This is a genomic window from Pseudomonas sp. PICF141 (assembly GCF_002286815.1).
Classification (GTDB): domain Bacteria; phylum Pseudomonadota; class Gammaproteobacteria; order Pseudomonadales; family Pseudomonadaceae; genus Aquipseudomonas.
In genome coordinates this window covers 196,946-215,734 of record NZ_MUNM01000055.1, presented here as the reverse complement: position 1 = coordinate 215,734, position 18,789 = coordinate 196,946, and the positions used below count along the sequence as shown (strand labels likewise).

The 18,789-nt window shown below is 59.8% G+C and carries 13 protein-coding genes and 1 pseudogene; 6 read left to right on the top strand and 8 right to left on the bottom strand.

The genetic code is table 11. The features are described from left to right. Nucleotides 1–40 precede the first annotated feature (40 nt). On the bottom strand, nucleotides 41–634 hold the full coding sequence (locus BZL43_RS16375; RefSeq protein ID WP_095633271.1) for a YceI family protein: 594 nt from the start codon (nucleotides 632–634) through the stop codon (nucleotides 41–43). A 32-nt stretch (nucleotides 635–666) separates the two neighbouring features. Continuing rightward, complete coding sequence (locus BZL43_RS16370) at nucleotides 667–1,218, bottom strand: cytochrome b (protein WP_095633270.1); 552 nt, start codon at nucleotides 1,216–1,218, stop codon at nucleotides 667–669. Between the two features lie 283 nt (nucleotides 1,219–1,501). Between BZL43_RS16370 and BZL43_RS16365 the strand changes: the two genes are divergently transcribed. Further along, nucleotides 1,502–2,431 (top strand): YncE family protein, encoded by a 930-nt coding sequence (locus tag BZL43_RS16365; RefSeq protein WP_095633269.1) that lies wholly within the window; start codon nucleotides 1,502–1,504, stop codon nucleotides 2,429–2,431. Between the two features lie 84 nt (nucleotides 2,432–2,515). Here the strand turns inward: BZL43_RS16365 and BZL43_RS16360 are convergent, their stop codons facing one another. Continuing rightward, nucleotides 2,516–4,279 carry an FAD-dependent oxidoreductase gene (locus BZL43_RS16360; RefSeq protein ID WP_095633268.1) on the bottom strand — a complete coding sequence of 588 codons (1,764 nt, stop codon included), beginning with the start codon at nucleotides 4,277–4,279 and terminating at the stop codon, nucleotides 2,516–2,518. A gap of 222 nt (nucleotides 4,280–4,501) precedes the next feature. Between BZL43_RS16360 and BZL43_RS16355 the strand changes: the two genes are divergently transcribed. Continuing rightward, nucleotides 4,502–5,908 (top strand): adenosylmethionine--8-amino-7-oxononanoate transaminase, encoded by a 1,407-nt coding sequence (locus BZL43_RS16355; protein ID WP_095633267.1) that lies wholly within the window; start codon nucleotides 4,502–4,504, stop codon nucleotides 5,906–5,908. 223 nt (nucleotides 5,909–6,131) lie between these two features. Beyond that, nucleotides 6,132–6,851: a 16S rRNA (uracil(1498)-N(3))-methyltransferase gene (locus BZL43_RS16350; RefSeq protein WP_095633266.1), complete on the top strand. Its 720-nt coding sequence runs from the start codon at nucleotides 6,132–6,134 to the stop codon at nucleotides 6,849–6,851. Between the two features lie 53 nt (nucleotides 6,852–6,904). Here BZL43_RS16350 and BZL43_RS16345 read toward each other — a convergent pair whose 3' ends face one another. Continuing rightward, entirely contained in the window at nucleotides 6,905–7,807 is a 903-nt protein-coding gene (locus tag BZL43_RS16345) for a transporter substrate-binding domain-containing protein (protein ID WP_095633265.1), read from the bottom strand. A 27-nt stretch (nucleotides 7,808–7,834) separates the two neighbouring features. After that, nucleotides 7,835–9,121, bottom strand: a complete 1,287-nt coding sequence (locus tag BZL43_RS16340) for a D-amino acid dehydrogenase (RefSeq protein WP_168185104.1) — start codon at nucleotides 9,119–9,121, stop codon at nucleotides 7,835–7,837. A gap of 62 nt (nucleotides 9,122–9,183) precedes the next feature. Here BZL43_RS16340 and BZL43_RS16335 point away from each other — a divergent pair, with 62 nt between their 5' ends. Next, entirely contained in the window at nucleotides 9,184–10,092 is a 909-nt protein-coding gene (locus BZL43_RS16335; RefSeq protein WP_095633263.1) for a LysR family transcriptional regulator, read from the top strand. Between the two features lie 5 nt (nucleotides 10,093–10,097). Here BZL43_RS16335 and BZL43_RS16330 read toward each other — a convergent pair whose 3' ends face one another. Then, nucleotides 10,098–10,715 (bottom strand): hemolysin III family protein, encoded by a 618-nt coding sequence (locus BZL43_RS16330; protein ID WP_095633262.1) that lies wholly within the window; start codon nucleotides 10,713–10,715, stop codon nucleotides 10,098–10,100. A gap of 257 nt (nucleotides 10,716–10,972) precedes the next feature. Here BZL43_RS16330 and BZL43_RS16325 point away from each other — a divergent pair. After that, a pseudogene (locus tag BZL43_RS16325) lies at nucleotides 10,973–11,128 on the top strand (LysR family transcriptional regulator); the annotation flags it as partial. 745 nt (nucleotides 11,129–11,873) lie between these two features. Continuing rightward, complete coding sequence (locus tag BZL43_RS16315) at nucleotides 11,874–12,215, top strand: DUF6124 family protein (protein WP_095633261.1); 342 nt, start codon at nucleotides 11,874–11,876, stop codon at nucleotides 12,213–12,215. A 198-nt stretch (nucleotides 12,216–12,413) separates the two neighbouring features. Here the strand turns inward: BZL43_RS16315 and BZL43_RS16305 are convergent, their stop codons facing one another. Further along, nucleotides 12,414–12,869 (bottom strand): chemotaxis protein CheW, encoded by a 456-nt coding sequence (locus tag BZL43_RS16305; RefSeq protein ID WP_095633260.1) that lies wholly within the window; start codon nucleotides 12,867–12,869, stop codon nucleotides 12,414–12,416. Beyond that, a complete protein-coding gene (locus BZL43_RS16300) occupies nucleotides 12,862–18,765 on the bottom strand; it encodes an Hpt domain-containing protein (protein WP_095633259.1) in 5,904 nt (1,967 codons plus the stop codon). The genes BZL43_RS16305 and BZL43_RS16300 overlap by 8 nt, the downstream gene beginning before the upstream one ends. Nucleotides 18,766–18,789: the final 24 nt, after the last annotated feature.

Below are 18,789 nucleotides of genomic sequence, written 5' to 3'. Positions count from 1 at the left end.
TGAAAAGATCGCAGCCTGCGGCAGCTCCTACGTCTCAGCATTACTTCGCTTTCACACCTTCAAATGTAACGTACAGCTCGACCGCGTCAGACTGTGGACCCAGGTCTTTCTGCTTGCCGAAATCGGAACGTTTGATGCTGGTGGTGCCTTCGAAGCCGGCACGGTAGCCGCCCCATGGATCCTTGCCTTCACCCAGGAAGGTAGCCTTGACCACGATTGGCTTGGTCACACCCAGCAAGGTCAGGTTACCGGTTACGTCGGCAGTGTCTTTGCCAGCGGCGTTTTTGCCAGTGGATTTGACGCTGGTGGAAACAAAGGTCGCCTTGCCGAACTTGTCCACATCCAGAAAATCTTTGCTGGCGATGTGCTTGTCGCGTTCGGCATGGTTGGTGAACACGCTGGCGGTATTCACATTGAACTCGATCTTGCTGTCTTCAGGCTTGGCTGCGTCAAAGCTGAACTTGCCGTCAATGTCCTTGAAGGTGCCAGTGATGTAGCTGTAACCCAGGTGGCTGATTTTGAAATCAACGAAGGCGTGCTGGCCTTCTTTGTCGACAACATAATCGGCCGCCATGACGTTAGCGGACAGCAGAGCAGAACCGATGGCCAGAGCGGCGAGCGTCTTTTTCAACATGCTTTCTATTCCTTTGGAGTCGAGGTTGAACATCAGGCTTTGCGACCCAGCATTCGGGTCAGGGTCGCATCACGATCGATAAAGTGGTGTTTCAATGCTGCCAACGCATGGAGGCCGGAAAAAATTACCAGCGCCCAAGCCAGGTACAAATGGATCACACCGGCGGTGTCTGCCTGGTCCGGCAGTCCGGACACCAATGCAGGCACTTCAAACAGGCCAAACACCGGGATCCCGACACCGTCTGCGGTGGAAATCAGGTAACCGGCAATCATCACAGCGAACAGCGCGAGATAAAGGAAGGCATGGCCGAACACGGCACCAAGACGCGTCATGCGGCTATAACTTTGCAGGGTCGGCGGTGGTGGACTGATAAAGCGCCACAACACCCGCAGCAACATGACCGCGAACAACAGCAGGCCAATGCTTTTATGCAGGTCCGGCGCATCTTTGCGCCAGGCGCTGTAGTAGTCCAGACCCACCATCCACAACCCCAACGCGAACAGACCATAGACCGCGAGCGCCACACCCCAATGCATGAAGAGGCTGATCCAACCGTAGCGGGAAGACGAGTTACGTAATTGCATTGCTCAAATCCTGTAAGAACTGCGTCCAAGACTATCGAGTTATCTATCGATTTAAAGCGGAAAATTTCGCTCTGAAATATCGAGAAATACGATGAAGACCTTGCGGTCGAGAGGTTAAGAGAGTGTTAACCAAACGAAAAAACCTACAGACGCCGTCCCATTCCCACTTAAAAAAAACCTTTACCACTCGTCAGAACTGTCATATCTGACAGTAGCCACATCACAGGTCATTGATGAACCTGATCTCGGGCGATTGTCCGAGCGTCTGAACAGGAGTTCTACCATGAGTCACCATTCGAGTTCATTTCCCGTCATTACGCGTAACCGATCCAATTCGATACCCGTAGGGGAAGGACCGCGAGGGATAGCCATCAACGACGATGGATCCCGGGTTTTTGTTTGCAATTACATTTCAGGCAATGTGTCAGTGATCAACACCCGTAACAGAAAGGTAATCCGCACCATCGCCGTCGAGCATTATCCCCAGAACATCATCCTTGCCCATGGAGGGAAAAGAGCTTATGTGACCAACTACGGGTCAAGTTCGGTTTCGGTTATTGATACTGAAACCTATGCGGTGGGTAACGTCACGGTGGGAAAATACCCTCGGGGACTCGTCGTGAGCCGAGACGGGAAGCATGTTTACGTCACCGTTCGACAAAATGAAGAGTGGCTGGCAATTATCGACACCCGCACTTATGCGGTGAGCAGAGTAAAAGGATTACCCTCCCCTTCCATAAGTGTGGATATCAGCCAGGACGATTCGCGTCTTTATATTTCCAGCACAAACTCTCCTGATGGCCCTTATCAGGACGCATTGACGATCATCAGCAGCAAGACTTTCAAAGTCCTCGATATCATCAAAACCCAAAGGTATCCGTCAGCAGTTACCGTCAGTCCCGACGACAAAGAAGTGTATGTCGTGTGTCTGGACGCTCAAAAACTGACCGTACTGGACCCCAGGTTATCGACTACCAGGCATTTCGATTTTGTGACCTGCGAAGGGAAAATAGTGTTCGGCGAAAAAAACGCTTATGCCGTTGATCAAATCAAAAAAGAGGTCGTGGAAATTAATACCGCCACGCATGAAATTATGCGCCGGGTGCCCATCCCTGGTGCTTGCGAACCGTATGACATGGTTCTTGATCAATATAACCATGCCTACGTCAGCGACTACCAAAGCGACGAAGTGCATAGTGTGGATCTAGCTTAGCGTCAAAGAAAAATCAGCAGCGACCTATGCAAGACATAAAAAAAGCGCGGCATCACTGCCGCGCTTTTTTTTTGATTCCAGAACTTACTGCGTCTTGGTTTCAGTCGTCACTGGGGTCTTCGCAGCAGTACTGACCGCTGGCTTCTTCACCGGCTCAGGCTTTTTCGCCGTCGCCTTGACCGGGGCTTTTTTAGCCTCGGTCTTGGCAGCAGGCTTTTTCACCGGTGCTTTCTTGGCAGGCTCTGCTTTCACGGGTGTCGCAGGTTTCGGCGCCTCAACCGGTGCTGGCGCTGGAGTCGGTGCAGGTGCCGGGGCGGGTGCCGGAGCCACCGGGGTCACGGGAGCTGGTGCCTTGGCCGGTGCCGGTTTGTCGTCTGAGCCGCCGAACAGGTTGGTGAAGAAATTGCCTTTCTTCGCTGCCACGGCACCTGCCGCTGCCGCGCTCGCCGCCGGAACAACTTTCGCCGGTTCAAACGACTTGCCCGCCGCCAGGTCTTCTACCTGACTGGCTGCACGCTGACCGGTGCGCAATGCGCCTTCCAGGGTGCCTGGGTACAAGGCGTCGGTGTGTTCGCCGGCAAAGGCTACACGTTGCAGCGGACGCTCCCACAGACGCCAGTACTTGCTGATCTGGCCCGGGCCGAAGGCCAGGTATGCACCACCCATCGACGGGTCGGTGCTGTAGCGACGGATTTCATAACCAGTGAACGAACCACGTGCCTGTGGATAAAACGCATGCAGGCGGATCAGTACCTGATCGACTATCTGCTTGTCGCCGAAGGCCTGCATCACCCGTGCGTTGTCACCAGACAGGTTGATCACCACATTGGCGCCGCCTTTGAGGGCCGGCTCGACCCACAACATGCCCAGGCCGGTGTTGCTGTAGATCTCGCCGGACATGCGCGCCTTGCTTTCCCACACCGGCGTTTTGAACTTCAGCATGATCTGGTCACGCCAGCCGTAGTTGGTGCCTTTGATAGCGCCCAGGTGCTGGGCGTCCAGCGCCGGGGTCATCTGGATCTTGTTCAATGCACGCAATGGCACGGCCAGCACAACGTAATCGGCCTGATAGCCAACGCTGCCGACTTTGACGGTGACGCCGTCCTTGTCCTGGCTTATGGACGAAACCGGGGAACTGGTCTTGATGGTTTTCAATTGTTTGGCGAAGGCCTGGGCCAGCACCGGGCTGCCACCGGGCAGACGTGAGGCCCGCAGGTCACGGTCGGCAACGCCACGGTAGACGCGGCTCTGCTGTGCGAAGTACAGCAGCGACAGACGCGAAGGTTCGTCATAACGGGTGCGGATCTGCTGATTCACCAACTGACGTGCAGTGGCTGGCAAGCTCAAGCGATCGAGCCAGTTGGACACGGTGATCTGGTCCAGGGCGAACAATGTGCTGTTGGCGGCCGGGTTCTGCGGATCTTCGATCGAACGCGCCAGCTCATCCAGCGTTTTTTCGTAGCGTTTCAGTGCCTCGGCGGTGGCCGGCTGTTTGGTCGCCAGATCGGCGGCGGTGAAATATTCACCGTCGATCAAGTAGCTCGGGGTCCGCACGAATTCAGGGGCAGGCGTGGTGGTCAGCTTGAACGTCGAGACGTATTTGTTCAGCACCGGCTGGGTCTTGTCGTTGCCGATCCACTCACTGGTGGCCATGCCGGAGCGACCGCCCAACGTCGGCTTGGCTTCCAGCAAGGTGACTTGCCAGCCTTTGTTCTGAAGTTCGTACGCCGCGGTGAGGCCCGAAAGCCCGCCGCCGACCACGATCACCGTTTTATCCTTGGCCAGCGCCGAAACGCTGAACAGCCCCAACATCACCAGCGCACAGGCGCGCAGCCAACCAGCAGACATTCAGCGAACTCCGGAAATACATGAGGAAATAGCGGTTTTACGAGTCAGACGACTCAAAGGACCGCGAAGAATACGTCAGCCATCAAAACGCCGCCAGCCACGTCTACGGCCTTATACAAAGTAGCTCAATTGACACAATGGGTTGTCCCGATGACGCGCATTGCATAGGCTTGCGCGATTGTTTGCCCGCGCACCAAGCGAGCTGCCTCGAGGAGACTGAACATGGGCCTGAATAATCAGTGGATGCAACGCGATCTTTCGGTGTTGTGGCATCCCTGCACCCAGATGAAAGACCACGAACAGCTGCCGCTGATCCCGATCAAGCGCGGCGAAGGCGTCTGGCTGGAAGACTTCGAAGGCAAGCGCTACCTCGACGCAGTCAGCTCCTGGTGGGTCAATGTGTTCGGCCACGCCAACCCGCGGATCAACCAGCGCATCAAGGATCAGGTCGATCAGCTGGAACATGTGATCCTCGCCGGTTTCAGCCATCAGCCGGTGATCGAACTGTCGGAGCGTCTGGTGAAGATGACGCCTGAAGGCCTGACCCGGTGCTTCTACGCCGATAACGGTTCGTCGTGCATCGAAGTCGCGCTGAAAATGAGCTTTCACTACTGGCTCAACCGCGGCCAGCCGAACAAGAAGCGCTTCGTCACCCTCACCAACGGATATCACGGTGAAACCATGGCGGCGATGGCGGTGGGCGATGTGCCGTTGTTCACCGAAACCTACAAAGCCCTGCTGATGGACACCATCAAGGTGCCGAGCCCCGATTGCTATCTGCGCCCCGAGGGCATGAGCTGGGAAGAACACTCGCGCAACATGTTCGCCGCCATGGAGCAGACCCTGGCCGACAACCACGACAGCGTGGCTGCCGTGATTCTGGAGCCGCTGATTCAAGGCGCCGGTGGGATGCGCATGTATCATCCGGTGTACCTGAAGTTGCTGCGCGACGCCTGCGATCGTTATGGCGTGCACTTGATTCATGATGAAATCGCCGTCGGTTTCGGCCGCACCGGAACGATGTTCGCCTGCGAACAGGCCGGCATCCGTCCTGACTTCCTCTGCCTGTCCAAGGCCCTGACCGGCGGTTACCTGCCGTTGGCGGCGGTGCTGACCACCGATGAGGTCTACAGCGCCTTCTACGATGACTACCCGACCTTGCGCGCCTTCCTGCATTCCCACAGCTACACCGGCAATCCGCTGGCGTGCGCGGCGGCATTGGCGACGCTGGATATCTTCGAAGAAGACAACGTCATCGAGAACAACAAGGCCCTGGCTCAACGCATGGCCTCCTCCACCGCGCACCTGGTTGACCACCCGAATGTTGCCGAAGTGCGTCAGACCGGCATGGTGCTGGCCATCGAGATGGTCAAGGACAAAGCCAGCAAGACCGCTTACCCGTGGCAGGAGCGTCGCGGTTTGAGGGTGTTCCAGCATGCACTGGAGCGTGGTGCATTACTCCGGCCGCTGGGCAGCGTGGTGTATTTCCTGCCGCCGTACGTGATTACCCCCGAGCAGATCGATTTTCTGGCCGAAGTGGCCAGCGAAGGCATCGACCTCGCCACCCGTGACAGCATCAGCGTGGCAGTGCCAAAGGACTTTCATCCGGGCTACCGTGATCCGGGCTGAAGCCTTATGCAAACTCCTGTGTGAAAGAGCTTCTGTGGCGAGGGGGCTTGCCCCCGTTGGGTCGCGAAGCGGCCCTAAAACCGGCCACCGGGTTTTGTCAGTTAAAACGCATCAGCCAGATTTACGACTGCTGCGCAGCCGGACGGGGGCAAGCCCCCTCGCCACAAAAGCCGTTGCCGCAGATCAGTGCCAAGCTACATTCGACTTTTTACAGAGACCATTGATGAGACTGTCCCGCTTCTTTATCGACGCCCCCTTGAGCATCGGCGAACACGAGCTTCCCGAGGCCCAGGCGCATTACATCAGCCGCGTGCTGCGCATGGCCGAGGGTGATGCGGTGCAATTGTTCGACGGTTCGGGCCATGAGTTTCGCGGCACGCTGGCGGACGTCGGCAAGAAGCGCGTCGTGGTGAAAATCGATGAACGCTTTGCCGGGCAGGTCGAGTCGTCGCTTGCGGTCCATCTCGGCCAAGGCTTGTCCCGTGGCGAGCGGATGGACTGGGCGATTCAGAAAGCCACCGAACTGGGGGTCAGCGAAATCACGCCGATCTTCACCGACCGCTGCGAAGTTCGCCTCAAGGACGAGCGCGCCGACAAACGCCTGATGCACTGGCGTCAGGTGGCGATCAGCGCTTGCGAGCAGTGTGGGCGTTCATCGGTGCCGGTGATTCACCCACCGCTGCTGTTGGCCGACTGGTTGAAGCAGACGGAAGCCGAATTGAAGCTGGTGTTGCACCCGGTGGCCGAGCCACTGGTGAGCCATGCGAAGCCGGCGACACTGGCGTTTCTGATCGGCCCGGAAGGCGGGTTGTCCGACACTGAAGTCGAGCAGGCCAAGGCAGGCGGTTTCCACGCCGCCCGCCTCGGCCCTCGCGTATTGCGCACCGAAACCGCGCCGGTGGTCGCGTTGGCGGTGGCTCAACAGTTGTGGGGCGACTTCTAGGTTTGATCGTTTTGATCGTTCCCACGCTCTGCGCGGGAACGATCTTTCAGGAACTATTGCACCGGATCACTCACCGGCTTCGCAATGATCGCCTTCAGTTCGCTGGTCATCGGAAACTCAAGATTCAAACCTTTAGGCGGAATCGGCTGCTGGAACCAGCGGTTGTAGATACTATTGATTTCCCCTGAGCTATACAAATCAGCAAGCGTCGAATTCACCAGCTCGAGAAATTGCGGATCGCCCTTGCGCACCATGCAACTGTAGATTTCCCGTGATTGCTCCTCGCCCACCACCACCCACTTATGCGGATCGTGGGCCTTGGCGCGCTCACCGTAAAGCAATGCATCGTCCATGTAGAACGCCGCCGCCCGCCCTGACTGCAGCATCTGGAAGGCTTCGCCGTGGTCCTTGGCGCTGATCACGAACATGTCGATCTTGTGATCGACGTTGTAGCTCTTCAGAAACCGCTCATTGGTGGTGCCGGCAGTGGTCACCACGTTCTTGCCGCGCAGGTCGGCGAAGCGCTTGATGCCGCTGTCCTTCGCCGTGAGCAGCTGCCCCTTCACGTAGATGAACCCATAGGAAAACGCCACTTGCCGCATGCGCTCGGCAGTCACGCCGGTGGAGCCACATTCAAGGTCGACCGTGCCGTTCTGTACCAGTGGAATACGTGTTTGCGAGGTCACCAGGGTGTACTTCACCTGCAAATCCGGCAGTTCAAGCTTTTGCTTGATGCGCTCGACAATCTTGCTCGCCAGGTCCACCGAATAGCCCATCGGCTGCCCCGTGTGATCACCCACATAAGAGAACGGCACCGATGCATCGCGATAGCCCAGCGTGATGCTCCTGGCATTGGCGACCTTGTTCAGCGTGCCGGTCAGCGGCGCTTCATTGGCCTGGACCTGACTGGCGAGCAGCAGGCCGAGTGTGCAGCCGATCAACGTGATTGTTTGCATTGTTATTCTCCGTTGTGGGTTAAGCGTTTAGCAGCGAGCGGGGCCGAGCCCCTGCATTTCAATCGAGGGCGCGCGTCGGGCAATCAACTCACTCAGCAGCCGCGCGCTACCGCAGGCCAAAGTGAAACCCAGGGCGCCATGCCCGAGGTTGACCCAGAGGTTGCGGTACGCCGTGGCGCCAATCAACGGCACGCCGCTGGGGGTCGCCGGGCGCATGCCGGCCCATTCAATGGCAGCGTCGTAATCGCCGGCATTGGGCAAGGTTTCCTGGGCCTGGCGTTTGATCAGCGCCAGACGCTTGGGATCGAGCGCCGGGTCGAAGCCGACAATGTCGACCATTGCCGCCACCCGCAGTTGTTCCCCGATGCGGGCGTAAACGATTTTGCGGTTGTAATCGGTGATGCTCAGCTCTGGCGCGCGGTGTTCGGCGCGGATCGGCAGGGTCAGGCTGTAGCCCTTGAGCGGGTACAGCGGCAGGTTCATGCCCGGCAACGCCAGCGCCGGGCTGCGATGACCGGCAGCGATCACCAATTGCTCGACCGGTAATACCTGCGCGCCCATTTCGATGGCCTGCACCGCGCCGTCGCCGTGGCGAATGCCGGTGACCGTGCGCCCCGGCAAAAACTCGCAACGCCCCGACGCCTTGAGCCGGGCCACCAGTTGCAGGCAGAACCCATGGCAATCGGCGACTTCTTCATCGGGCGTGTAGATCGCGCCCACAAACGGCGCCTCGGCGAGTGCCGGCTCCAGCTGTGCGCACTCGGTCCGGGACAACACCTGTTGCTGTTGCGGATCAGCCAGACTGTGGCGCGCATGCTCGAAGCTTGCGGCTTCACGAAACGTCACCAGTTTGCCGTTGCGCCGCCAATTAAAACCGTCGAGGCGATCTTCGTCGCGCCAGCGTTGCAGCGTGGCCTGGCTCAGCAGCGCCAGGCGCAGCAGGTGTGCGCCGTTGCGCTGATTCACCGAACGCCGGCAGGCCGCCAGAAAGGACGCCATCCAGCGCCATTGCGCCGGGTCCAGGCGCGGACGCAGCTTCAAGGGCGAGTCAGCGCGCAACATCCAGCCCAGCGCCTGCAACGGTACGCCGGCATCGGCCAGTGGCGCGACATAGCGGTAGGACAACTGGCCGCCGTTGGCGAAACTGGTTTCGCTGGCAAACGAATCCCTGGCCTCGATCAGCGTCACATCGATGCCGTCGCGCACCAGTGCGTAAGCCGTCGTCAGCCCGATGACGCCGCCACCGATGATGCAAACCCGCTGAGCCATGTCAGTCCTTAAGCGTTGTTGGAACGTACTTGAGGTTAGGACCAGGTGACAGCCGTTGAACAATGCATAAAGATGCCTTACCCATAAACAAAGGTTATGGACTTGTCATGCGACTGCGACACATCGAGATTTTTCAGGCCATCCGCCAGACCGGTTCGGTCAGTGGCGCCGCTCAATTGCTGCACGTGTCGCAGCCGGCGGTGAGCAAAGTGCTGCAACACGCCGAACAGCAACTGGGCTTTCCATTATTCCTGCGGGTGCGCGGTAAATTGCAGCCGACGCCCGAAGCCCTGGAGCTTGAGCGCGAGGTCGACAAGGTCACCGAAAGCCTGCAAGGCGTGCGACGTCTGGCCCAGAGCCTGCGCCGCGAGCCGGGCCACAGTGTACGAATCGGTGCGATCCCGGCGCTGGCCTTGTCGCTGCTGCCGCCGGCGATCAACGAATGGACGCAACGCTACCCGCAAATCGCCTGCGAACTGTCCAGCGCCCACAGCCGCGAGCTGATGCAGAACCTGCTGATGCGCGAAGTGGATCTCGCCCTGACGCTGCAACTGCCGGATCATCCTGGCCTGAAGGCCCAGGTTTTGGCCTGCGGGGTTTTGGTAGCGCTGGCACCGTTGGGCTATTGGCGCGATGACGTCCTGAGCCAGCCGCTGCCGTTGAGCGAACTGGCCGGCGCACCGCTGATCGGCCTGTCCAGCGCTGACCCGCTGGCCGCCCGACTCGACAGCTACCTTGAAGCGGTCAATCCAGCGCCAAAGATCCGCATCGCGGTGCAGACCTATTCGCTGGCGCGGGCGATGGTGGAATCCGGGGCCGGTTTGGCGGTAATCGACCCGTTCACCGCACTCGGCGCGTCTGCCGCCACCACGGCGATTCGACCGCTGACGCCGGCGTTGCCCATCACGCTGTACGCGGTAACCCGCGCCGACGAGCCACCCCCTCACACCTTGAGCGATTTGTTGCAGGTGTTCAGCCGACGGGCGCAGGCGCAGTTGGATCGCTTAATCCCGTGATGGCCTCAGAGGACATAAAACAAAATCGCCACAAAGTGCAGCACGCTCCCGGCAATCACAAACAAATGCCAGACCCCATGGGCATGTCGCAGGCGATGGTCGAGGGCAAAAAAGATGATCCCCACGGTGTACAACACCCCGCCCGACGCCAGCCAGGCAAAGCCGACTGGCCCCAGCGCCGCCAGTAATGGCTTGACCGCCACCAGCACGATCCAGCCCATCACCGCGTAAATCACGATCGAGAGGATCCGCGCTTCCGAGCGGGGTTTGATCTCTTGCAGAATGCCGATCAGCGCCAGCCCCCAGACGATCCCGAACAAGGTCCAGCCCCACGGCCCGCGCAGGGTCACCAGGCAAAACGGTGTGTAGCTGCCGGCAATCAGCAGGTAGATCGAAAAGTGATCGACCTTCTGCATGATCGCTTTCTTGCGCCCGCGTACGCTGTGGTACACAGTCGAAGCGCTGTAGAGCACCAGCAAGGTGAACGCATAAATCGCCACACTGACGATCTTCCACGGGCTGCCATCCATACTGGCAATCACCAGCAGCCACACGCCCCCGACAAACGACGCCACCGCCCCGACCAGATGCGTCCAGGCGTTCAATCTTTCCCCGTGATACATGTGTTGCTCACCTCGAAATTCATCAACCCAAAGCCCTGTAGGAACTGTGTAGGAGCTGTCGAGTGAAACGAGGCTGCGATCTTTTGATCTTGATCTTAGGATGCCAAAGATCAAAAGATCGCAGCCTTCGGCAGCTCCTACAAAAGCCATCGAGCCAAACCTCAGATCTTGGTTCTTAGCGCCCTCAAAGATGCCAAAGACCAAAAGATCGCAGCCTTCGGCAGCTCCTACGAAAGCCATCGAGCCAAACGTCAGCTAATAATGTCAGCGTGCACCGAGCTATTCACTCCCTGGAAAGCGCTCTGCGTTGCCCGCTATTCAAACACGAAGGCCGTAACCTGACCCCACTCGAAAGCGCTTATGTGCTGGAAGAACGGGCGCAGAAGCTGATCCAGGACGTGCTCGAAAGCATGCCGCCTGACCGGATGTATGCCAATCGGCAAGCCTGACAGACCGTGGCGTCTGCATCGCGGACAAGCCACGTTCCCACAGGGGAACGCATACCTTGTGGGATAGCAGGCCAAGCACTTTTTGTGGGGGGGGTGAACAAGGCTTCGCTTAGTGACAGGTTTTTCACGGCAATCCGATAAGTCCCAAAACAGGACCGATCGGTCCCTTTTTGGGAATCTTCAACCTGGCGCAGAAACCTTTGTGGCGAGGGGGCTTGCCCCCGTTGGGTTGCGAAGCGGCCCCAAAACCTGCAACCGAGGTGTATCAGGTACACAGAGAACAATGGTTTACGACTGCTGCGCAGCCGAACGGGGCAAGCTCCCTCGCCAAAGGGTCCGACCGCTTGGGGTTTTGTGTTTAAAAGTTTGTCCGCAGGAACGGTGAGAGGCTACGCAGTCTGGCGTTGCTGCCTACAGCAATGCCGGAACCCGCTGACTGGTGGGTTTTTGCGCTGAGCTATATCGTTTACGGGTCGCTGCCAATTCAGCGACCGGGATTGGAAACCCCGACGAGTAAACGGCGTGAAAGCGCCACTCATGACGTATGCTTGCGCACCTTTAAAGTGTGCACTCCGTTATGGCGGCTGTGCGCGGGAGACCTTCGGGTCAACCGGGTTGCCGTTTCCCGGGTTTCCAGCCTGCGTACAGCTGCCACCCCTTCGTTCGGAAACCGAAAGGGCCAGCTCCAAACCATAAGCGGAGCTTCACTATGTTCAAAGCTACTCCCAACCCCCCGGAAACCGACGTCGATTCCCAAGCATCCCTCGATGCAGAAAAAATGAAGGAAGCCGCCGACCGCGCCTTTTCCCATTACTTCCCCCCACTCCACGAAAAACCGGCCAAACGCCGTAAGTCCCAGCTCTTCGCCGTCGCCCCCGATATCGACACCGAAGCCCTTCTGGCCAACGCTTCCGAAGACCTGCTGTCCATCAGCGCCATTGCTGCCGATCTGGCGGACGATGTGGAAGGCTCACGCCGCTCTGTAGCCTTGGCGCTCAGCCGTTTGGCCGATGGCGTGCAGTTCTGGATCACCATGAGTCGTTGCAGATGAAGGCTCGGACTGGGGTTTAACGCAGAACCCCTGTGGCGAGGGGGCTTGCCCCCGTTGGGTTGCGAAGCAACCCCAAAACCTGCAACCGAGCTGTATCAGGTAAACCGAGGACAATGGTTTACGACTGCTGCGCAGCCGAACGGGGGCAAGCCCCCTCGCCACAGTGTTCACCATGTCCTCGGTCCAAACAGGATTCGGTCAGACCAGACCGGCACTTACAAGCAACTCTTCCAACGCCAACAAATCCGGCACCTTGGCCACTTGCTCACCCACCTGCACCGCCGCCTGCTCCAGCGCGCACAACGGCACATCGACATAACTCAACTGACTGTCGAGCTTGTAAGACCGCGGAATCCCCTGCACCAGCAACGCAATGAACTTCAGCTCAGGCCGCCCGCCGAGGGCGTTGAGGATGACAATCCGTGCTCGCTCACCGATCACCACTTTGTTGCCACACGCCGACTCGAAACTGAGTAATGGAATTTGCCGCTCCCGCCACGTCACCCGCCCCAGATACCAAGGCGGTGTGTCGAGGTCGAAGGTGCCGGACTGGTAATCAATGAGCTCGGCGACAGCAACGTTGGGCAGGATGAGGTTGCGATCAGCCAAGGGCAATAAAAGCCCTGTGAGGTTGCTGGAGCGGTGTTCATGCATGGGTTTTGCTCCACCGGGCGATGCTGTCGAGCAGCACCGATTCCTGATACGGCTTGCCGAGGTAGTCGTTGACCCCGATGGCCATGGCGCGGTCGCGGTGTTTCTGGCCGGTGCGGGAGGTGATCATGATGATGGGCAGATGCCGCAAGCGTTCGTCGGCGCGTACCTGGGTCGCCACTTCGAAGCCGTCCATGCGCGGCATTTCGATGTCCAGCAGCATCAGGTCGGGCCTGTGTTCTTCCAGCAGCAACATGGCGTCGACACCGTCCTTGGCCGTCAGCACGTTCATGCCGTGGCGTTCCAGCAAACGGCTGGTGACCTTGCGCACAGTGACCGAATCATCGACCACCAGCACCAGCAACGGCCGTTGCGAGTCAGGCTCTACGTCCGGCGTCACCGGTTGTTGCGGCATTCGCGCTTGCATGGCGCGGATCGGCGCCAGCAAGTCGAGAATCAGCACCACCCGGCCATCGCCCAAAATCGTCGCGCCAGACAAACCCTGCACCGCAGCGAACTGCGGGCCAAGGCTTTTGACCACGATTTCCCGGGTGCCGGCCATGGCATCCACTTGCACCGCGACGTGCCGTTCATTGCATTGCACCAGCAACACGGGTAACGGCAGGCTCTGGCCCAGCAGTTTCGGACGGGAGCTGGTTTTCAGCAATTCACCGAGATAGCACAACTCATAACGTTGCCCGGCGTATTCATAGGTCGGCGGATCGAGCCGGTAATGCCCTTCGAGTTCGCTGGGCAGTACCCGCACGATGCCGTCGATGGTGTTCAGCGGGATTGCGTATTGATCCTCCCCACAGTGCACCATCAGCGCACGGTTGACCGACACGGTGAATGGCAGACGAATCCGGAAATGCACGCCCTGCCCCGGCACAGAGTCGATGCTCATGCTGCCACCGAGCTGCCGGACTTCTTCGTGAACCACGTCCATGCCCACGCCACGCCCGGAGATCTGGGTGATTTTTTCGGCGGTGGAGAACCCCGGTTGCAGGATGAATTGCAGCACGTCGCGGTCGCTGATGTCGCTGTCCGGGTCGAGCAATCCGCGCTTGATCGCTTTGCGCCGCACAGCATCCAGCGGCACACCGGCACCGTCGTCGCGGATGTCGAAAATGATGTCGCCACCCTCTCGGGACAAATCCAGGGTGATCTTGCCTTGGGCCGGTTTACCCGCCGCGATTCGCACCTCGGCCGATTCCAGCCCATGGTCGACGGCGTTGCGCAGCATGTGTTCCAGCGGCGCGGCCATGCGTTCAAGAACGTTGCGGTCCATCTCGCCTTCGGCGTTGCCAACGACGAAGTCCACGTCCTTGCCCAATTCGCTGGCGACCTGCCGCACGATGCGTTTCAAACGCGGCAGCATCCGCTCGAACGGCACCATGCGCGTGCGCATCAGGCCTTCCTGCAATTCGGTGTTGATGCGGCCCTGCTGTTGCAGCAGGTTTTCCGCGTCGTGATTGCGCCGCTCAAGGGTTTCCTTGAGGTCGAGCAGGTCGGAGGCGGATTCGAACAGCGCTCGCGACAGCTGTTGCAGCTGCGAGTGACGGTCCATCTCCAGTGGATCGAACTCTTCGTAACCCAGGCGCTCGGCTTCGACTTGCTGACGGCTGAGAATCCGCCCCTGGGTTTCGGTATCGAGGCGGCGCAACTGGTCGCGCATGCGCTCGATGGTGGTTTCCATCTCGCTCAACGCCACCCGTGCATCGTTGACCTGTTGCTCGATGCGCCCGCGAAAGATTGAAGTTTCCCCGGCCAAGTTAACCAGGTCGTCGAGCAACTCCGCCGAGACCTTGACCGTGTCGGTGCCTTCCGGTTGCAGCGCGGTTGGCTCGGTCTTGGGCGCTATGGGCAGGGACACGGGGGCCAATGTTTGGGGCGCTGCCGGATGGCTGAAATTCTTGATCGCATCGATCAGCCGATCGGCCGGCGGCAATGGCTGACTGGCGCGGGTGGCGTCGAGCATCTGCGCCAGTCGGTCATGGCTGCGTTGCAACAGCGAGAACAGCTCGGCGGTGGGTTGCAGCACGCCTGCCGACAAGCCTTCGTAGAGAAATTCCAGTTCGTGGGCCAGGTCGCCAATCGGCGCGATTTCAACCATTCGTGCGCCACCCTTGAGGGTGTGCAGATCGCGCAACAGGGTTTCCACTTCCTGGCGATTCGACGGCTCGGCCTGCCAGCGCAACAGGGCCGCGCCGGAGTTTTCAATGATGTCGAAACCTTCCTCGAGGAAGATCTCCAGAAGCTCGGGGTCATGGCCCGTGGAGTCATTGCTGACCGCTGGCTCGATCATCTCGGCGCTGCCGGCATTGCCCTGGCGGAATTCACGAATGGCCGCGATCAACTCACCCGGATCACCCAACGGACGGTTGTGCTGCAACTGATCAAGGAACAGGGCCAGTCGGTCATGGCTCTGTAGCAGCAATGGCACCAGCGCTTCGCTGTGGCTGTAACGGCGGTCCACCAGGCCTTCGTAAAGGTTTTCCAGTTCATGGGCCAGATCGCCGACCGGCTCGACCTCGGCCATTCGCGCACCGCCCTTGAGGGTATGCAGATCGCGCTGCAAGGACGACAGCGGCGCGGCGTTGTCCGGTTCATTCAGCCAGCGCTGCAAAACCTGACCGGCGTTCTCGAGAATATCCACCGCCTCTTCAAGGAAGATCGAAACGATTTCGTCGTCCAGCTCCACCTGTGTCGTGCTCTGCTCCAGCTCGGCGGTGACGCTGCCCAGTTCGCGGATGCTCAAGGTGCGACTGCCGTCACTGCGGATCAGGCCCATGGAGGATGGATCGAGACTCTCATCGAGTAAGCCGCGCAGGGCACGCACCCGCTGCGGTTGCGCCGTGACTTCCTGGCCGGCGGCCAGTTCGTCGAGCATGTTGATCAGCGCTTCATGGGCGCTTTGCGCTTCGTGGAAAAACCTGTCGCTGACCGCCAGGCTGCTTTCTTCCACCGCGCCATACAGGTCGAGCAAGGCTTCGCAGAGCTCATCCACCGGATGCAGATCGGCCAGGTGCGCGCCTTCGCCCAGGGTGGTCAGTTCGTCCAGTAGCGCGCTGAGTTCCTGTCGCTCGCCGGGATGTTGCTGCCAGCGCTGCAACAGGCTTTCGGCGTCCAGCAGGATGTCCATGCCCTGGGCGAGGAAGTTGTTGATCAGTTGCGGATCGCGCTTGATCCGCAGCTTCGTATTGGGCGCGCTCAACAGGCTTTGCAGACGCTCGGCCAGCAATGCCTGGGTTCGCTCGACCAGTGAGCGAGCGTCGGGGATTTCGGCCAGCGGATCGCTCTTGAGCTGTCGCAGCCCAAGCCGGAATAACCCTTCGGCTTCCAGCAGCAATTCGACTTCGTCCAGATCAAAGGCTATTCGGTGGGCTTTGTATTCCCGGGCCAGTTGATCCAAGGGCGCCGCCAGCTCGGCGATCGGCAGTACACCGGCCATCGAGGCGCTGCCTTTGAGCGTGTGCAACGCCCGCTGCAACTCGTCGCTGGCCTGAAGCGGTACATGCTCGGCGGCTTGGTCAAGGAAGCGATTGAGGCTGCTCAAATGGGTTTCGGCTTCGTTGCGGAAGATCTCCAGCAACAGTGGGTCGAGTCCCGTGACGTCCTGCACGTTCTCATCGGACACCGGCTTGTCACCCTTGGCGAGGGCATGGGCGCGGGCGGCCAACTGATCGACATCGCTGCGCTGGCGCTGGGCATTGGCGGCAAACTCGGCCACCAGTTCCGGCAACAGCTTCAGCGCATCGCCCACCAGTTGCTGCACCGCAGGCCCTGGCGCAACGCTGTGTTCCAGTACGCGATTGAGCAGGTTTTCCACCGCCCAGGCCAACTCACCGAGTACCAGCGCGCGGACCATCCGGCCACTGCCTTTGAGGGTGTGGAAGGCACGACGCAATTCACTCAAGACCGATGTGCTGTCGGGGCTGGCCGACCAGCGTGGCAAATACTCTTCGAGGATTTCCAGCACCTCGTCCGTCTCTTCGAGGAACACGTCCCGCAGGTCATCGTCCACCGGTTCTTCACCGGCGGGCGGCGGTAACAGGCTACCCGGCGTGGTCAGGGCTGGCGGGTTGACGGACGAGAGCGGGCTGGCCAGTACATCGGCCAGAGACTGAACGGTTTCGGGGTCGTCGAGTTCCTGTATGTCCTGCATGACCCGCGCTTCACTGGGGCTGAGCACATCCTTGAGCATCGGCACCTGCTGTTCAATGGGGAAGAAACCGAGTGAGGCCAGACCTTTTTCCGCAACATCGAGCAGGTGTTCCCCCGGCGCTTCGGGGTCATCGCTGAGGCGCTCCAGGTAATACTCGATGCCGGTGATGACGTCAGCCAGGCTGTCCAGTTGCTGCCAGCCGGGTTGGCCCGGGTCCACCAGCAGATGCTCGCGAATAAAGCCGTTGCAGGTTTCGACCAGGCTCGCCGCGCGGGCCAGCGGAATCATCGCCAACGCACCGCGCACCTGGGTCAGCAACGCCGGCAAGGGTTGCAAATGCTGGCGGTCCCAGTCGGCGTCGATGTAGTCGACGATCATGTCCTTGGCCTGTTGCAGGCAAATGCGCGCTTCCTTGATCACGATCTGGTGGATCTGTGTCAGGTCGGTGGTCGGCAGACGGCTGTCTTCCTGGCTTTGCGGCTCCACGGTGCCGACCATGCCGGCCAGGGTCGCTTCGACGTAGAGCAAAGCCCCGGCGACGTCCATGAGGGTCGCGTCGTTGGGTTCACGCTGGCCTTGGGCAAGGCTCAGCACCACCGCCAGTTGATCGATGATGACCTTGCGTGGCTGGCCGAAACCGAGTACCGCCAGGGTGTCGGCGATTTGTCGCAGTGGCGCCAGCAGGCTTTCGAGGTCCGAGGCGTGCTGGCGGTCGCTGCGCACGAACAAGTCCAGGCGCTCCTTGACCCGCACCAGCTCTTCGCACAGCGCCGACAATACCGAGCGCATGGCGTCGCGGTCAGGGCCGGCCAGCCGTGCCCGTTCTTCATCGACCATCGCGCCGTCGGGTAGCGCGTCGTCAAGTGAGTAGCGATCTTTCATGGTCAGCATCTGCCCGGTGGGGTGTTCGGCCTTGGCAATATAGAACAACAAACTCTTGAGCAGCTGCGGCGGTGCCGGTTGATTGATATCAGGCATGCCGTGTTCGAGCAGACGCTTGAGCTCTTTATCGGTGTCCTTGAACAGGCTGCGCAACGCCGGGCTATTGGCGATCGAGCCATTGCGCATGCCCTCGACCAGCGCCGAAGCGACTTGCCACAATGGGCTCAGCGGCGCATTGGCGCACAGCGCTTCGAGGCGCGCAAACACCCGGGCCAGATAACCGAAGTGGGTTTCGTCATCCTGTTCGCGCAACAAACCGACCAGGGCCATCTGCAGCATCTGCCGCAATTTGCGCAGCACATTCGGCAAATCGGCCGGTTCCAGCAGCGCCAGGGCTTCCTGGCTCAGGGGCGCCAGCTGTGGCAGTTGCGGGTTGAACAGGCTGGTTTCCGACAACAGGCTTTCGCCACGGGCACTGCGCAGATCATTGATCAACGGCAACACGACCAGAGGCGAATCGCGACGGGCACCCTGCACCCGGTCCAGGTACGTCGGCAATTGCCCCAGGGCATGCAACAACAGATGGATCGCCTCGTCACGATGGCTGACGCGGTTCTGCTGCACGGCGCCGGTCAACTGCTCGATTTCTTCGGCGAGCAGGGCCGCGCCGTAGAATTCGACCATCTGCAAACTACCGTGAACCTGATGGACACAGGCCAGACACTCGCTCAGCGCCTGCGTCGCCTGCGGGTCGTCGATCAGGGTTTCGATTGCCTGATGAGCCTGCTTCAGCGTTTCGGCAATCTCGCCTTTGACCCACTCAAGGGCCACATAGTCGTGCCGATCACCCATAACCACTCCAATCAAGATGCATCC

Excerpts from the sequence above, each read along its gene's own strand:
- BZL43_RS16345 (WP_095633265.1), bottom strand. The coding sequence starts at position 7,807 with ATGCAAACAATCACGTTGATCGGCTGCACACTCGGCCTGCTGCTCGCC.
- BZL43_RS16365 (WP_095633269.1), top strand. The coding sequence starts at position 1,502 with ATGAGTCACCATTCGAGTTCATTTCCCGTCATTACGCGTAACCGATCC.
- BZL43_RS16375 (WP_095633271.1), bottom strand. The coding sequence starts at position 634 with ATGTTGAAAAAGACGCTCGCCGCTCTGGCCATCGGTTCTGCTCTGCTG.
- BZL43_RS16355 (WP_095633267.1), top strand. The coding sequence starts at position 4,502 with ATGGGCCTGAATAATCAGTGGATGCAACGCGATCTTTCGGTGTTGTGG.
- BZL43_RS16370 (WP_095633270.1), bottom strand. The coding sequence starts at position 1,218 with ATGCAATTACGTAACTCGTCTTCCCGCTACGGTTGGATCAGCCTCTTC.
- BZL43_RS16360 (WP_095633268.1), bottom strand. The coding sequence starts at position 4,279 with ATGTCTGCTGGTTGGCTGCGCGCCTGTGCGCTGGTGATGTTGGGGCTG.
- BZL43_RS16335 (WP_095633263.1), top strand. The coding sequence starts at position 9,184 with ATGCGACTGCGACACATCGAGATTTTTCAGGCCATCCGCCAGACCGGT.
- BZL43_RS16315 (WP_095633261.1), top strand. The coding sequence starts at position 11,874 with ATGTTCAAAGCTACTCCCAACCCCCCGGAAACCGACGTCGATTCCCAA.
- BZL43_RS16350 (WP_095633266.1), top strand. The coding sequence starts at position 6,132 with ATGAGACTGTCCCGCTTCTTTATCGACGCCCCCTTGAGCATCGGCGAA.
- BZL43_RS16305 (WP_095633260.1), bottom strand. The coding sequence starts at position 12,869 with ATGCATGAACACCGCTCCAGCAACCTCACAGGGCTTTTATTGCCCTTG.
- BZL43_RS16330 (WP_095633262.1), bottom strand. The coding sequence starts at position 10,715 with ATGTATCACGGGGAAAGATTGAACGCCTGGACGCATCTGGTCGGGGCG.
- BZL43_RS16300 (WP_095633259.1), bottom strand. The coding sequence starts at position 18,765 with ATGGGTGATCGGCACGACTATGTGGCCCTTGAGTGGGTCAAAGGCGAG.